The sequence below is a fragment of the Saccharothrix syringae genome (assembly GCF_009498035.1).
GTDB lineage: Bacteria > Actinomycetota > Actinomycetes > Mycobacteriales > Pseudonocardiaceae > Actinosynnema > Actinosynnema syringae.
The window spans coordinates 4,746,966-4,761,649 of the sequence record NZ_CP034550.1 but is presented as its reverse complement, the minus strand read 5'-3'; the positions used below and the strand labels follow the sequence as shown (position 1 = coordinate 4,761,649).

Annotated in this window: 13 protein-coding genes; 8 read left to right on the top strand and 5 right to left on the bottom strand. The window is 76.0% G+C overall.

Annotated elements, in window-relative coordinates:
• Positions 1-40: 40 nt before the first annotated feature.
• On the top strand, positions 41-718 hold the full coding sequence (locus tag EKG83_RS20665) for a pentapeptide repeat-containing protein (RefSeq protein WP_033431811.1): 678 nt from the start codon (positions 41-43) through the stop codon (positions 716-718).
• 62 nt (positions 719-780) lie between these two features.
• On the top strand, positions 781-3,594 hold the full coding sequence (locus EKG83_RS20660; RefSeq protein WP_051766051.1) for a SpoIIE family protein phosphatase: 2,814 nt from the start codon (positions 781-783) through the stop codon (positions 3,592-3,594).
• On the opposite strand, the gene EKG83_RS20655 is transcribed toward EKG83_RS20660, so the two are convergent.
• The 5 genes from EKG83_RS20655 to EKG83_RS20635 all read right to left on the bottom strand — a co-directional run bounded on the left by EKG83_RS20655 (position 3,583) and on the right by EKG83_RS20635 (position 7,863).
• Positions 3,583-5,178: a PP2C family protein-serine/threonine phosphatase gene (locus EKG83_RS20655; RefSeq protein WP_170191856.1), complete on the bottom strand. Its 1,596-nt coding sequence runs from the start codon at positions 5,176-5,178 to the stop codon at positions 3,583-3,585. The two genes, EKG83_RS20660 and EKG83_RS20655, sit on opposite strands and share 12 nt — an antisense overlap.
• A 152-nt stretch (positions 5,179-5,330) precedes the next feature.
• A complete protein-coding gene (locus EKG83_RS20650; RefSeq protein ID WP_033431808.1) occupies positions 5,331-5,861 on the bottom strand; it encodes an HD domain-containing protein in 531 nt (176 codons plus the stop codon).
• Positions 5,862-5,946: 85 nt separating this feature from the next.
• A complete protein-coding gene (locus tag EKG83_RS47965) occupies positions 5,947-6,384 on the bottom strand; it encodes a response regulator (protein WP_033431735.1) in 438 nt (145 codons plus the stop codon).
• A gap of 49 nt (positions 6,385-6,433) precedes the next feature.
• A complete protein-coding gene (locus EKG83_RS47960) occupies positions 6,434-7,312 on the bottom strand; it encodes a class I SAM-dependent methyltransferase (RefSeq protein WP_051766045.1) in 879 nt (292 codons plus the stop codon).
• A gap of 185 nt (positions 7,313-7,497) precedes the next feature.
• Positions 7,498-7,863: a DUF5684 domain-containing protein gene (locus EKG83_RS20635; RefSeq protein ID WP_033431734.1), complete on the bottom strand. Its 366-nt coding sequence runs from the start codon at positions 7,861-7,863 to the stop codon at positions 7,498-7,500.
• 717 nt (positions 7,864-8,580) lie between these two features.
• On the opposite strand from EKG83_RS20635, the gene EKG83_RS20630 reads away from it, so the two are divergent.
• Genes EKG83_RS20630 through EKG83_RS20605 form a run of 6 tightly spaced genes read left to right on the top strand, consistent with a single transcriptional unit; the run spans position 8,581 to position 14,677 of the window.
• Positions 8,581-9,891, top strand: a complete 1,311-nt coding sequence (locus EKG83_RS20630; RefSeq protein WP_194283043.1) for an ATP-grasp domain-containing protein — start codon at positions 8,581-8,583, stop codon at positions 9,889-9,891.
• The gene (locus EKG83_RS20625) at positions 9,888-10,679 is read left to right on the top strand and encodes a Rossmann-like domain-containing protein (RefSeq protein ID WP_033431733.1); all 792 of its coding nucleotides are present in this window, start codon (positions 9,888-9,890) and stop codon (positions 10,677-10,679) included. Before EKG83_RS20630 ends, EKG83_RS20625 begins: the two co-directional genes overlap by 4 nt.
• Positions 10,673-11,731 (top strand): PLP-dependent cysteine synthase family protein, encoded by a 1,059-nt coding sequence (locus EKG83_RS20620; protein WP_033431732.1) that lies wholly within the window; start codon positions 10,673-10,675, stop codon positions 11,729-11,731. Before EKG83_RS20625 ends, EKG83_RS20620 begins: the two co-directional genes overlap by 7 nt.
• Entirely contained in the window at positions 11,728-12,747 is a 1,020-nt protein-coding gene (locus tag EKG83_RS20615; protein WP_033431731.1) for an enolase C-terminal domain-like protein, read from the top strand. The genes EKG83_RS20620 and EKG83_RS20615 overlap by 4 nt, the downstream gene beginning before the upstream one ends.
• On the top strand, positions 12,744-13,901 hold the full coding sequence (locus EKG83_RS20610; RefSeq protein ID WP_033431730.1) for an MFS transporter: 1,158 nt from the start codon (positions 12,744-12,746) through the stop codon (positions 13,899-13,901). Before EKG83_RS20615 ends, EKG83_RS20610 begins: the two co-directional genes overlap by 4 nt.
• Complete coding sequence (locus tag EKG83_RS20605) at positions 13,898-14,677, top strand: methyltransferase domain-containing protein (protein WP_033431729.1); 780 nt, start codon at positions 13,898-13,900, stop codon at positions 14,675-14,677. The genes EKG83_RS20610 and EKG83_RS20605 overlap by 4 nt, the downstream gene beginning before the upstream one ends.
• Positions 14,678-14,684 lie beyond the last annotated feature (7 nt).

Here is a 14,684-nt window from a genome sequence, read left to right as displayed (position 1 = left end):
AGGCTCGGCGCCCGGACGCCGCGACGAGCCCGAGGTGGACATGCCCGAACCCCGCACCCTCGCCGACCTCCCCTACGTCGGCCACCTGGAGGAGCACGACGGCGCCGAACTGCGCCGCGACGAGGACCACGACGTCGTCCACTTCGACGACCGGGCGTTCACCGGGTTCGAGGCGGGCAACAGCCGGTTCACCGAGTGCGCCTTCTCCGCCTCCCGGCTCACCGACGGCTCGCTGCGCCGCGCCCGGTTCAACGACACCTGGCTGCACGGCGTGCAGGTCGTGGGCACGGACCTGGCCGAGACCACCTGGCTGGACGCCGAGTTCGTCAGCAGCGCCCTGGCCGGCGCCGAGGCGTTCGACGCCCGGCTGACCCGGGTGGCGTTCTTCGGCTGCAAGCTGGTCTCGGTCAACCTGCGCGGCGCGGTGCTGCGCGACGTGGTCTTCGTCGACTCGGTGCTGCGCGACGTCGACTTCTCCGGTGCCGCGATCACCGGCGCGTCCTTCCCCGGCTCGGTGCTCGACGACGTGCGGTTCGACCAGGCACGACTGGCCGACGTCGACTTCCGCGCGGCCTCCGCGCTGAGCCTGCACGACGGCCACGGCTCGCTGCGCGGCGCCACCATCAGCCCCGACCAGGCCCTGGAGCTGGCCCCCGCACTGGCCCGCGCCCTGGGCATCGCGGTGAGCGACCGACCGGGCCACGAGCGCCTGCCTTGATCGCGTGAAAGACTGGCCCCGTTCAGCGGAACGATCGCGGATGTGCGGGGGAGAGTCGGCGCATGGGCACCACATCCGACGGTGGTACGGCGGACCCGGGCGAACTGGTGGACCGGCTCGGCCTGCTGCTGTGGGAGGCCGACGCCCGGAGCCGCCGCTACACCTACGTCTCGCCCGCCGCCGAGGCGCTGCTGGGCCACCCCGCGGCGCGCTGGTCGGGCGAGCCCGGCTTCCCCGCCTCCCTGGTGCACCCGCAGGACCTGGCGCTGTGGTCGCAGCGGTGGACCGCCACCACCGAGCAGGAGGTGGTCTACCGGGTGGTCGCCGCCGACGGGCGGCTGGTGTGGCTGCGCGACCGCGTGCACCCCGCGCCCGGCGGGCGGCTCGCGGGTGCCGCCGTGGACGTCTCGCCCGAGCGCGGCGGCGAGGAGAGACGCCGGCTCCTCACCCTGCTGGAGCAGGACCTGCAGCGCCTGGACGACGCCGAGGAGGTCATGGCCGTCGCCACCCGCCTGCTGGGCGAGCACCTGCACGCCGACCGCTGCGCCTACGCCCGGGTCGAGGACGACGAGGACCACTTCGTGATGAGCGGCGGCCACGCCACCGGGCTGCCCCCGCTGCGCGGCCGGTTCGCCATGTCGCGGTTCGGCGCGGCGGCGCTGCGGGCGATGCGCGCGGGCGAGCCGTGGGTGGTCGCCGACAGCCGGTCCGACCAGCGGCTGGGCGCCGACGACCGGGACGCCTACGAGGCCACCGGCATCCGCGCGGTGGTGAGCGTGCCGGTGCTGCGCGACGGGCGGTTCGTGGCGGGCCTCGCGGTGCACCAGGCCACGCCCCGGCGCTGGTCGGCCGAGGAGGTCGAGCTGGTGTCGGTGGTGGTCAACCGCTGCTGGGAGTCCGTCCAGCGGGTCCACGCCGACCTGGCGCGGCGCGACAGCGAGCAGCGGCACCGGCTGCTGGTGCAGCGCGCCACCGACGTCATCTGGGTGCTCGACGGCGACCTGCGCTTCGTCGAGGTGAACCCGGCCGCGTGCGCGGTGCTGGGCTTCGACCGCGACGACCTGCTGGGACGCCGCATCGCCGACTTCGCCGCGGCCGAGGACGTGGCCCGGCTGGCCGACCTGCTCGGCGGCGCGGCCCCGGAGGTCGTGACCGAGGTGTGGAACCTGCGCCGCGCCGCCGAGCAGGTGCTCGCGCTGGAGCTGAGCATCCAGGTCACGCCGACCGGCGTGCAGGCGGTGGGCCGCGACGTCACCGAGCGGCAGCGGGCCGAGGCGGAGCGGGAGCTGCTGCGGCAGCGCGAGCACGAGATCGCCGAAGCGCTCCAGCGCAGCCTGCTGCCCCGCGAGCTGCCCGCGCTGGACCGCCTGGCGACCGCGGCCCGCTACCTGCCCGCCGCCCACCACACCCGCATCGGCGGCGACTGGTACGAGGTGATCGCCCTGGGCGGCACCCGGGTGGCGCTGGCCGTCGGCGACGTGGTCGGCAAGGGACCGGAGGCCGCCGCGGTCATGGGCCAGCTGCGCACCGCGCTGGAGGGCTTCCTGCTCGACGGCCACTCCCCCGCCGCCGCGCTGGAGCGGCTGGACGCGTTCGCCGCGCGGGTCGGCGGCGCGGCGGGCAGCTCGTGCGCCTGCCTGACCCTGGACTGGGCCACCGGCGTGCTGGCCTGGGCCGCCGCCGGCCACCCGCCGCCGCTGGTCGTGGCCGCCACCGGCACCCACTTCCTGACCGGCGAGAACGGCCCGGTGCTCGGCGTGGCGGGCAGGCGCCCGTACCGCACCCACGACCGGCGGCTGGCGCCGGGCACGTCCGTGGTGCTCTACACCGACGGCCTGGTCGAGCGGCGCGGCGCGTCGATCGACGCCGGGCTGGAGCGCCTCGCCGACACCGCCCGCGACCTGCACGGCCTGGCACCCGACGCGCTGGTCACCGCGATCACCGGCGAGCTGTCCGCCGCCGAACGGGAGGACGACGTGGCCATCGTGGTCGCCCGCTACCTGCCCGAGCCGCTGCGCGAGCGGGTGCCGGCGGTGCCCGACGCGCTCAGCGGCATGCGGGCCCGGGTCCGCGGCTGGGCCGCGCTGGCGGGCCTGCCCGCCGACCTGGTCGACGACCTGCAACTGGCCCTCGGCGAGGCCGCCGCGAACGCCATCGACCACGCCTACCCCGACGGCGCGGGGGACTTCGACTACGAGGTGGCCACCACCGCGACCGGCGTGCACGCCCTGGTCCGCGACCACGGGCGCTGGCGGCCGGAGCCCGCCGACAAGGGGCACCGCGGACGCGGCATCCAGATCATCCGCACGGTGGCGCAGCGGGTCGGGTTCCACCGCGGCGAGGACGGCACGACCGTCGAGTTCGACATGGCGCTGGAGCAGGGGGCGGCGGAGCCGGGGACGGTGAAGCCGGGGACGGTGAAGCCGGGCACGGCCGCGCCGGTGACGACCGGTCCGGAGGCGACCACTCCGACCGGTGGGACCGACGGACCAGGCGGCTCCGGTGCGCCCGGCGGGTCGGCTGGTCCCGGTGTGCCCGGCGGTCCCGACGGCGCCCAGGTGCTCCACCTGACCGGCGACCTGGACCTGGCCACGACCAACCGCCTGCGCGACCAGCTGCTGGCCCGCATCGACGCCGCCGACCGGCGCCCGGTGGAGGTCGACCTGACCGGCGTGGGCTACGTGAGCAGCTCGGGCATCGCACTGCTGCTGGCGGCCTCCGCGCAGGCCGCGCTGGTCGAGCGGGACCTGATCGTCGTGGTCGAGGAGGGTTCGGCGCCCGCCCGGGTGCTGACCATGTCGGGCCTGCGCGGCGTGGCGGGCAACGACGCGTTCCGGGTGCGCACGACGCCGGGCCGGCCGGCCTCAGCCGGCTGACCCGGCCGGCCCCCGGCGCAGGGCGAGCACGCAGATGTCGTCGCGGCCCTCGTGCGGCGCCACCTCCGCGATCAGCCGGCGCACCAGGTGGTCCAGGTCGCGGGGCCCGGGGGCGGCCAGGGCGTCGCGCAGGGCTTCCACGCCCCGGTCGAGGTCGAGGTCGCGGTGCTCGACCAGGCCGTCGGTGAAGCAGAGCAGCACGTCGTCGGGCCGCAGGGTGACGCGGCGGGTGGCGTACCGGGCGGTCGGCTCGACCCCGAGCATCAGCCCGTGGCGGTGCGCCAGCTCCGACACCACCCCCTCGCGCCGCAGCAACGGGTGCGGGTGGCCCGCGTTGGCGTGGGCCAGCTCGCCCGTGCCCGGCGTGTAGACCCCGTAGAACGCTGTGGTCAGCGCCAGGTCCGGGTCGCGGTGGACGAGCCGGTTGAGCGCGCCGAGCAGCCGGCCCGGCCCGGGGGCCTCCACCGCGTAGGCGCGGATGGCGTTGCGGACCCGGCCCATGGTCACCGCCGCCTCCACGTCGTGGCCGACCACGTCTCCCACGGCGATGCCCAGCCGGCCGTCGGGCAGCAGGAACGCGTCGTAGAAGTCGCCGCCGACCCCGGCGGCCCGGTCGGAGGGCTGGTAGGCCACGGCCAGCTCGACCCCGCCGACCCGGGGGATGCGCGGCGGCAGGAGCGCGCGTTGCAGCCGCAGCACCACCTGCTGCTCGGCGAGCAGTTCCGCGCCGGCCAGCTCCGCCCGGACCCGCGCCTCCCTGGCCTCCTGCTCGACCTGCCGCTGGGCGGTGCGGTCCACGCACACCCCGCGCAGGCCGGCGACCACGCCGGAGGCGTCGGTCACCACCTCGGCGGTGGAGGACACCACCAGCTGGCCGCCGTCGGGCCGCACCAGCCGGAACTCGGCGCCGGCCGCGGGCGCGCCCGCCACCAGGTCGTCGTAGTAGGCGCGGGCGCGGTCCAGGTCCTCGGGGTGCATCAGCGCGAGCACGTCGTCCACGGTCCGCGGCGACCCCGGCAACCCGGCGATCCGGCACATGTTGGCCGACCAGGAGACCTCGCCGGTGCGCAGGTCGACGTCCCACGACCCCACCCCGCCGAGCTGCTGGGCCTGCTCCAGGCGGCCGGTCCACTCGGAGCGCAGCCGGCGCGCGGCCCGCTCGTGCTCCAGCGCGGCCAGCCGGTGCGCCTCGGTCAGGTCCTGCACCACCACGGACACCGCGAGCACCGCGCCGCGCTCGTCCAGCAGCGGGAACCGGTTGACCAGGAAGTGCCGCGGCCTGCCGCTCACCACGAGGTCCAGCTCGACGTCCCGGTGCACCGCGCCGGTGGCGACCACCTCCGGCAGGCCGGGCACGACCGGGTCCGCCTGCCCGGCCACCTGCGCGGCGGTGCGGCCCAGGTGCCCGGCCACCGGCAGCCCGTGCAGGTCGGCCAGGGCCCGGTTGACGTAGAGGTAGCGGAGGCCGGCGTCGAGCACGGCGAAGCCGACCGGTGCCCGGTCCAGCACGGGGGCGAGCAGCCGGGTGGCCTGCCGCAGCAGCCAGCGCGTGGCGCCGGTCGGATCGCTGTACTCCGCTGCCACCACCTGAGGGAACCACAGGTCACCCGCGCCAGGTAGTCCAAGCGGGCAGGACCATCCGTCAGGTGAACCCGCCACGCGTGTCGGGGACCGCCGCCGGGCGCGCCGGCCCGCGCGCCGGCAGGATCGGGGGCTCCTGTGTGGACGGCCGGCCGTCACCCCAACCGGCGCTCCACGCGCTCGGCGACGGCCAGCAGGCGCGGCCCGCGCAGGTGGTGCACGCGGGCGTTGGCCGAGTCGGGCCCGTGCCTGCGCAGCACGTCGGCCAGCCGCTCCGGCACGGTGACCCGGCGGCCCCGGTGGTCCACCGTCTGGTCGGCGTAGGTGAGGGCGTCGGCGACCGGCCCGTCCTCCCGGGGGTAGGCGCCCAGCTCGTCCCCCAGGCCGACGGCCTCGGCCACCAGCCCGGCGCCGGAGTGGTGGGCGACCAGCGCGCTGATCCGCCGGGGCCACCCGAGCCGGTCGAGGTGGCGGGCGCCGTCGAGGGGGTGGAACCCGGTGTCCGCGACCGGCTCGGCGTAGCCGATGTCGTGCAGCCACGCGGCGGCCACCAGCAGGTCGCGGTCCTCGGCGGGCACCGTCACGGCCAGCTCGCGGGCCCGCGCCGCCACCGCGACGGTGTGCCGCCAGCGGTCGCCCAGGCCGCCCAGCAGGTCCCCGGCCAGTTCGCGCGCCTCTCCCACCACGGGGCGAGGCTTGCCCGCGAACGGGTCCACCAGTCGAACGCCGGGTGAATTGGGGGTGACGGGAGCGTCCCGGCGTCCCGGCGTCTCAGCGGGGCAGCTTGGCGACCGTGGCGTAGAAGCCGTCGACCAGCCGGACCGCCGCGATGAAGTCCTCCGGCTCCACGGGCTTGGTCACGTAGGCGTTGGCGTGCAGGCCGTAGCTGGTCAGCAGGTCCTGGTCGGCCGACGACGAGGTCAGCACCACCACCGGGATGGTGCGCAGCGACTCGTCGGCCTTGACGCGGGCCAGCACCTCGCGCCCGTCCACGCCGGGCAGGTTGAGGTCCAGCAGGACCAGCCGCGGCCGGGGTGCCCCGGCGTGCTCGCCCTCGCGGCGCAGGAAGGCCAGGGCCTCGGCGCCGTCGCGCGCGACGTGCACGCGGGTCGGCCGGCCGTCCTCCTCGTCCAGGGCCTCCCGGACGAGCAGCACGTCGCCGGCGTCGTCCTCGACGAGGAGCACGTGGAAGGGGTCCGGGTACGTCACGCCGCAGATGCTATGGCCTCGCCGCAGCGCCGTGAGGGACTGGCGCGTCTCAGGTCGCGGTCTTGCGCAACCAGATGCTCCCGGGGGTCTGGCCCGCGGCGCGCGGCCAGACGTCGCGCACCAGGTCCCGCTCGACCTGCCACAGCCAGGAGCCGAACAGCAGGACCTCGAACGCGGAGTTGTAGGACAGGAACGCCCGCAGCAGGTAGTCCTCCGTCCAGTTGCGCCCCTCGCGGAGCCAGTCCACCGGGTACTCGAAGGGCCAGAACACGTCGTGCACGTGCACCACCACCCCGGCCGCCAACCGGGGCAGCACCTCGAAGAAGAGGTGGTTGACGTCGCTGCCCGCCTTGCTGACGTGGGTGGAGTCGATGAACAGCACATCGTCGGGCCCGAGCCGGTCGAACACCTCCGGCGGCACGTCCTGCACCGGGGTCGGCACCACCTCGCACCGGGCCCGGTCCTCCGGGCGCAGCAGGCCCAGCAGGCGTTCGGGGTAGGGCTCGACAAATGTGAAAGCGCATTCCAGGGCGAACCGGTCGGTCGCGTCCAGCGCGATGGCGGAGGAGAAGCCGGAGCCGACCTCGACCACGTTGCGGGACCTGAGGCGGGCCAGCAGCGAGTAGTACAGGGCCGCGTCGGCCAGGCCGAACATGGGGTTGTCCGGGCGGTACCGCCAGTCGGCGAAGTGACCGGTGGGCACGTCGGCCCACAGCGGCGCCAACTCCACGGCCAGTTCCCGTTGGCGCGCCTCGTGCAACTCGATGCCCGGCAACCGGCCGACCCGGCGGTCGACCCGCACGGCCCGCTCCACGTCACGCCTGGCGGGCACGGGCGAGTAGTAGTGCCCGGCGGGTACGTAGAGCGGGTCGCGGACCACCGACGCGGCTCCCCGGACGGCTTTCACCAGCGCACGCGCGAGCTTCATCGCGCGCCCTCCCCTCGCAGAGTCGTCGACCGCCATCCTGCCGACGAGCGGCGGAAAGCCGACCGCATCCTGCGGGCCGGTCCGGTGTGGAGGGTCGGAGTGCCTGGTGGGGGTGGTGGAGGCGTTGTGGAACAGGGGTCGGCGGGCCTCCCGCGCGGTCGGGGGCGCGGGAGGCCGCGGTGCGGTCAGGCGGCCGCGGGGCCCTGGTAGCGGGCGCTGCCGAACGCGAGCACCGGGTAGCCGATGATGCCGAACAGCCACAGGCCGAAGATGCCGAAGGCCGAGCTCTTGCCGAACGACTTCGCCAGGTCGAGCGACACGATGATCGAGATGATGATGTTGACGACCGGGATGATGTAGAGCACCAGCCACCAGCCCGGGCGGCCCGCGATCTTCAACTGCACGTACAGGTTGTAGATCGGGATGATCGCGGCCCAGCCCGGTCGACCCGCCTTCGTGAACACCTTCCACAGCGCCGCGATCATGAAGATCGCGACCGCCAGGCCGATGATCGCCGGGATGACGCCCACGGACGCGTCGCTCTGGTTCACCGTTGTTCCTTCCGGCAACCGGCGGGGTGTGGACGCCCATCGTCCACTCGGGGGTCCCGACCGGTCACGGCGGGGGACTCTGTCAGCCGAACGGGCGAGCCGTGGTTTGTTGACCATTTCGTGAGCCATCCGAGATCGGCTCGCCGCCGGAGGTGCCTACCGGGCCACGCTGGGTGGTCCCTTACCGACTGTCCGATCACGACAGCGGGGGGCGGGCGGTGCGGCACGGGCGGTGCGGCACGGAACGAGGCGGCGGGACGCGAGGCAGCGCGGGGGTGGCGGCGCTGCGGCGCGGGGCAGGCGGCGCGGGGCGGGCGGCGCGAGGCGGGCGGCGCGAGGCGGGCGGCGCGAGGCGGGCGGCGCGAGGCGGGCGGCGCGAGGCGCGGCGGTGCGGGGCGCGGCGGTGCGGGGCGCGGCGGTGCGGGGCGCGGCGGTGCGGGGCGCGGCGGTGCGGGGCGCGGCGGCGCGGTGGTCCGGGGCGCGGTGGTCCGGGGCGCGGTGCGGGGGCAGGGGCGAGGCGCGGGGGCAGGGGCGAGGCGCGGGGGCGAGGTGCGGGGGGCGGAGGTATGGCGGGGCGCGGCGGCGCGGGCCTCCCCTACCCACCCCCGAAGCAACTTGAACTGAAAATCATTTCCCTCTAAGGTCTCCACCGCCAAGCCTGATCGACAATGATTGTCATCTCCCCCACCGCTGCAACGGTCCCGCCGAGGAGGACGCGTGGCTCACCTGTTGATGGTCGAGAGCTGGGTCGGTGCCATGAGCTCGCTGCTGCCCCGGGCGATCAACGAGATAGGGCACCGCTTCACCTTCCTCACCCGCGACCTGCACCACTACCTGCGCTCGGCCCCCGCGCACCCCCACCCCCTGCTCGCCGCCGACAACGTGCTCACCGCCGAGACCAACGACGTCCCCGCCCTGCTCGCCCACGTCGCCCGGCTGCACGACGTCCTGCGCTTCGACGGCGTGATCTCCTCCTGCGACTACTACCTGCCCACCGTCGCGCGGATCGCCGCGCACCTCGGCCTGCCCGGCCCCGACCCGCGCGCGGTCGAGCGCGCCTGCCGCAAGGACCTCACCCGCACCACCCTGCGCGACGCGGGCGTACCGGGCCCGCGCTTCGCCCTGGCCGAGGACTGGCCCGCCACCGCCGGGGCCGCCGCGGCGCTGGGGTACCCGCTGGTGGTCAAGCCCGTCGACCTGTGCGCCGGGATGCACGTGCGCAAGGTCCGCGACGAGGAGGAGCTGCGCGAGGCGTTCGCCGCGCTGGAGGCGTTCCCGGTCAACGCCCGCGACCAGCCCAGGGTGCGGACCGTGCTGCTGGAGGAGCTGCTGACCGGTCCCGAGGTGAGCGTCGAGACCGTCACGGCCGGCGGGGAGACCCGCGTCGTCGGCGTCACCGACAAGAGCGTCGCGGGCGAGCCGTGGTTCGTGGAGAGCGGGCACATGTTCCCCGCCGACCTGCCCACCGACGGCGCCGAAGCAGTGGCGGTCGCCGCGCTGAACGCCTTGGGGCTCGACAACGGCGTCGCGCACACCGAGATCAAGCTGACCCCCGACGGCCCGCGGCTGGTCGAGGTCAACCCCCGCCCGGCGGGCAACCAGATCACCGAGCTGGTCCGCCGCGTCACCGGGATCGACCTGCCCGCCGTGCACGCGCAGCTCGCCGTGGGTGAACGGCCCGACCTGCGCCCGGCCGACACCGGGGTGCGCAGCGCCGCGATCTCCTTCCTGCTGCCGCCCCGGTCGGGGGCGGTGGCCCGCGTCCGCGGTGCCGAGGCGCTGGCCGACGCGCCCGACGTGGTCGACTGGGCGGTGCGGCCGCCCGGCCACCGGGCCGGTGACCCGACCAGCAACAACAGCTACCTGGGGCACGTCGTGGTGACCGACCCGGCCGGTCCGGGCGCGCGGGCGCGGGCGGAGCGGCTGATCGCCGGGCTGTCGGTGGACTACGCGGAACCCGGCGCCGGGAACCGCGTCGGAACCGGCACCGACACCACCACCGAAGCCCCCGCCGAGGGGGCGGCGTGACCCTCGCCGACCTCGTCGACCTCGTCCGCGGCGGCACCCTGGGCCCGGACCCGGCGAAGTGCGCCGTGAGCGTCGCCTTCACCACCCGGCAGGGCGTCAGGCACGCCACCCGCGACCAGTCCTACCGCAACACCGTGATCAGCCTGCGGGTGGCCGAGGCGGTCGGCTCCTGCGCGGTGGACGACATCGCCGACGCCGAGGTGCACGACTGCGTCGGCGCCACCGTGGCCGACCTGCTCGATCACCCGGCTCCCGCCGTGCGCACCGCCGCGCTCGACGCCTACCTCATGCACGCCCGCCCGCACGCCCGCTCCAACGCCAGGACCGTCACCATCGACCCCGGCGACTCGCTGGCGAAGTCCATGGCCCGCGCGGCCGCCGTGGTCGACCTGCTGGACCCCGCGCCGGGCGACCGGGTGCTGGTGGTCGGCGTGGTGAACTCGCTGCTGCACCACCTGCGCGAGCGCGGCGCGACCTACGTGCCGTGCGACCTCAGGCCGGGCAGCACGGAGTGGGGCGAGCCGATCGTCCCCGACGCCCTGTCCGCCCTGCCCGGCTGCGACCTCGTGCTGGCCTCGGGCATGACGCTCGGCAACGGCACGTTCGAACCCCTGCTGCGCCACGCCGCCGGCAAGCCCGTGGTGCTGTTCGCGCAGACGGCCAGCGCGGTGCTGCCGTGGTTCATCGGGTCCGGGGTGCGGGCCGTGTCCGCCGAGCCGTACCCGTTCTTCTGGCTCGACGGCGGTCCCACGACGATCCACCACTACACGGAGCGCCCCGCGTGCTGATCCCCCGCCGGAACCGGCATTTGCTGGACCTGCTCGGCCGCAGCCCGGTCGCCCGCATCGACACCCCGCTCCCCCACCCGCACGGCGGGTTCTGGGCGAAGCTGGAGTGCCTGAGCGCCGGCGGCATGAAGGCCCGCCCGGCCGTGTCCATGCTCCAGGCCGCCCGCGGGCGCGGTGAGCTGCGCCCCGGCGCGGTGGTCGTGGAGTCGACCAGCGGCACGCTGGGCCTCGGCCTGGCCTTCGCGGGCCAGGCGCTGGGCCACCCCGTGGTGCTGGTGGTGGACGTCGAGCTGGAGCCGTCGATGCGCGCCCTGCTGCGCGCCCACGGCGCCCGGCTGGAGGTGGTCGACGAACCGCACCCGGTGGGCGGCTGGCAGCAGGCGCGCCTGGACCGGCTCCGGGCGGTGCTGGCCGAGTTCCCCGACGCCTACTGGCCCGACCAGTACAACAACCCGGACAACCCCCGGGGGTACGCGGCGCTGGCCCGGGAGCTGGTGGAGCAGGTGGACCCCGTCGACGTGCTGGTGTGCAGCGTGGGCACCGGCGGGCACAGCGCGGGCGTCGTGGCCGAGCTGCGCCGGCACTGGCCGCGGGTGCGGCTGGTGGGCGTGGACTCGGTGGGGTCGACCATCTTCGGCCAACCGGCGCGGCCCCGGGTGATGCGGGGGCTGGGCAGCAGCATCCACCCGCGCAACGTGGCCCACGCCGAGTTCGACGAGGTGCACTGGCTGGGCCCGGTGGAGGTGGTGGACGCCTGCCGCAGGCTGGCCCGGGACGCGTTCGTCACCGGCGGGTGGAGCACGGGCGCGGTCGCGCTGGTGGCCGCGTGGGCGGCCCGCGTCGAGCCCGGCGCGGTGGTGGCCGCGGTGTTCCCCGACGGCCCGCACCGCTACCTCGGCACGATCTTCGACGACGACTTCTGCCGCGCCCGCGGGCTGCTGGGCCGGCCCGCCGACCGGCCGGTGGAGGTCGGCGACCCGCTCCGCGCCGAGGCGACGGGCTGGACGCGGTCCCGCCGGGTCGCCGCGCCCCGACCGGCGGTGCCCGCGTGAGGCTCGACTGGGAGGTCTACGGCCTCGACCTGGCCACGCCGCTGCGCATCTCCAGGTCGGTGATGGCCCGCCGGGACGCGGTGCGGGTCGTGATCGGGCACGACGGGCTGCGCGGCCACGGCGAGGTGGTCACCAGCACCTACTACCGGCTGGACGTGGAGCGGATCACGTCCCTGCTGGCCGACCTGCGCCCGCTGCTCGGCCCCGACCCGCGGACCGCGCTGGACGCCCTGGGCGACGCCGGCCTGCCCGCCGGGGTGCGGGCGGCGGTCGACGCGGCGCTGCACGACCTGCTCGCGCTGCGCGGGGACGTGCCGGTGCACGTCCTGGCCGGTGTCCCGGAGTGGCACGACACCCCCACCGCCTACACCATCGGCATCACCTCGCCCGAGGACGCCGGTGCGCGGGCGGCCGCCCTGGCCGGGAGCGGTTTCTCGGTGCTCAAGGTCAAGGCCGGCGCCGACGCGGACCGCGACGTCGCCGCGGTCGCCGCGGTCCGGGCCGCCGCGCCGCGCGCCCGGCTGGTGCTCGACCCCAACGGCGGCTGGACCCCGGACGAGGCGGTGCGGGTGGTCGAGCGGATCACCGCGGCCGGTGTCGTGCTCGACGCGGTGGAGCAGCCGATCGCGCCCGGCGACCCGGACGCGCTGGCGTGGGTGCGCGAGCGCTGCCCGGCGCCGCTGGTCGCCGACGAGGACGCCGCGACCGTCGCCGACGTGCGCGACCTCGCGGGCGCGGTGGACGGGGTCAACGTCAAGCTGGCCAAGTGCGGCGGCATCCGGCCCGCGCTGGAGGTCGTCGCGGCGGCCCGCGAGGCGGGCCTGGACGTCATGCTGGGCTGCCTGGTGGCCAGTTCGCTGGGCCTGGCGCCCGCCGTGCACCTCACCGGCCACGCCCGGTGGGTCGACCTGGACGGGCACCTGCTGCTGGCCGCGGACCCGTGGTCGGGCATCGGCGGTGAGGACGGCGTGCTGCGGCTGTCGGGCGCGCCGGGGCTGGGCGTGGTGCGGCGGTGACCCGGTTCCCGCCGCCGGTGCGGCTGCTGCTGGTCAACCAGTTCGCCGTGAACACCGGCTTCTACCTGCTCGTGCCCTACCTGGCCGCGCACCTGGGCGGGCTGGGCATGTCGGCCGCGGTGGTCGGCGTGGTGCTCGGCGTGCGGACGCTGAGCCAGCAGGGCCTGTTCCCGCTGGGCGGCACGATGGCGGACCGGCTCGGGCCGCGGACCGCGATCCTGGCCGGCTGCGGCCTGCGCGCGGTCGGGTTCGGCCTGTTCGCGGTGGGCGACTCGCTCGCCGTGGTGCTGGCCGCGTCCGCCTTGAGCGGGCTGGCCGGCGCGCTGTTCAACCCGGCGGTGCGGGCGTACGTGGCGCTGGAGGCCGGTGCCGCGCGCACCGCGGCGTTCGCCCTGTTCAACGCCTACGGGCAGGCCGGCGCGCTGGTCGGGCCGGTGCTCGGCGGCGTGCTGCTGCTGTGGGACTTCCGGGTCTCGGCCGTGGTGGCGGCGGGGATCTTCGCGGCGCTGACCGCGGTCCAGGCCGCGGTGCTGCCCGCCCGACCGGCGGAGCGCCGCGGCGGTTCGGTGCTGGGCGACTGGCGGGAGTGCCTGTCCGACCGCCGGTTCCTGGCGTTCACCGGCGTGCTGAGCGGGTTGTTCGTGCTCCAGAACCAGCTCTACCTGCTGCTGCCGGTCCAGGCGCAGCGGGCCACCGGGTGGGCTGGCGTGGTCGCCGCCCTGTTCCTGATGTCCACCGCCGTCACCCTGCTGGCTCAGGTGCCGGTCGCGCGCCGGCTGGCACGCCGGCCGCGCGGCCCGGTCATCGCGGCGGGCCTGGCCGTCGCGGGCGCGGGGTTCGTCGCGCCCGCGCTGTGGTCGGGCCTGGTGCCCGTGCTGGTGGCGGCGGTGGGCCTGGCGCTGGGCGTGGTGATCGCCCAGCCGTTCGTCAACGACCTGGTCCCCTCGTTCGGCCCGGACGCCCTGGCCGGCACCTACTTCGGCGTGTTCTACCTGGGCTCCGGCATCGCCGCCGCGCTCGGCAACGCCGCCGTCGGGTGGGTCCTGGGCTCCGGGGACCGGCCGGCCGCGCTGCTGTGCGCGGCGGTCGGGTTCGCCTGCGCCGGCGGCGTGCTCCGGCTGCACCGCCGCCGCGTCCTGGAGGTCACCGCGTGAACCTGCTCACCGACAACCCCGAGCTGTACGAGCACCAGTTCCCCGACCCCGACCACGTGGCCGCGAGGTTCGTGCACGACGTGGTGACGCGCTTCGGCGGCGGGCGGGACCTGCTCGACGTCGGCTGCGGCACCGGGCGCGACGCCGCGTGGCTGGCCCGCAACGGCTACCGGGCGTCCGGTGTGGACAGCTCGGAGCGCATGGTGGCGCACGTGCGCGAGCACCACCCGGAGGTGGCGGTCTCGGTCGGCGACATGCGCGCCTTCGCCCTGGACCGCCGGTTCGACGTGGTCACCTGCCTGGACAGCGCGATGCTGTACTGCCACACCAACGCCGACCTGGCCGCCTTCCTGGGCCGGTGCCGCGCGCACCTGCGGCCCGGCGGCCTGCTCGTAGCCGAGATGCGCAACGGCGCGTTCTTCCTGGGCAGCACCGAACTGCTCGACGGGGTGCGCACCCGCGCGGTGACCTGGCGCGGCACCACCTACACCTCGCACACCGAGCTGTGGATCGACCACGCCGCCCAGCTGCTGCGCCGCCGCCGGACCTGGGAGTGGCCCGGCCGCGGCGAACCGCTCGTGCAGCGGTCGGCGTGGCGGCTGCTGTTCCCCCAGGAGCTGCGCCTGCTGCTCGACCTCGCCGGGTTCGACGTGGTGGCCCTGTTCGACGCGCCCGGTCCGCGCACCGAGCCGCCGTGGTCGGCCGACGCGCCGCTGGGCGAGGCGCTGTCCGGCGACCGCCTGCACCTCGTGGCCCGCCTGCGCACCCACCAGTGAAAGGAAT

Excerpts from the sequence above, each read along its gene's own strand:
- EKG83_RS20665 (WP_033431811.1), top strand. The coding sequence starts at position 41 with ATGCCCGAACCCCGCACCCTCGCCGACCTCCCCTACGTCGGCCACCTG.
- EKG83_RS20660 (WP_051766051.1), top strand. The coding sequence starts at position 781 with ATGGGCACCACATCCGACGGTGGTACGGCGGACCCGGGCGAACTGGTG.
- EKG83_RS47960 (WP_051766045.1), bottom strand. The coding sequence starts at position 7,312 with ATGAAGCTCGCGCGTGCGCTGGTGAAAGCCGTCCGGGGAGCCGCGTCG.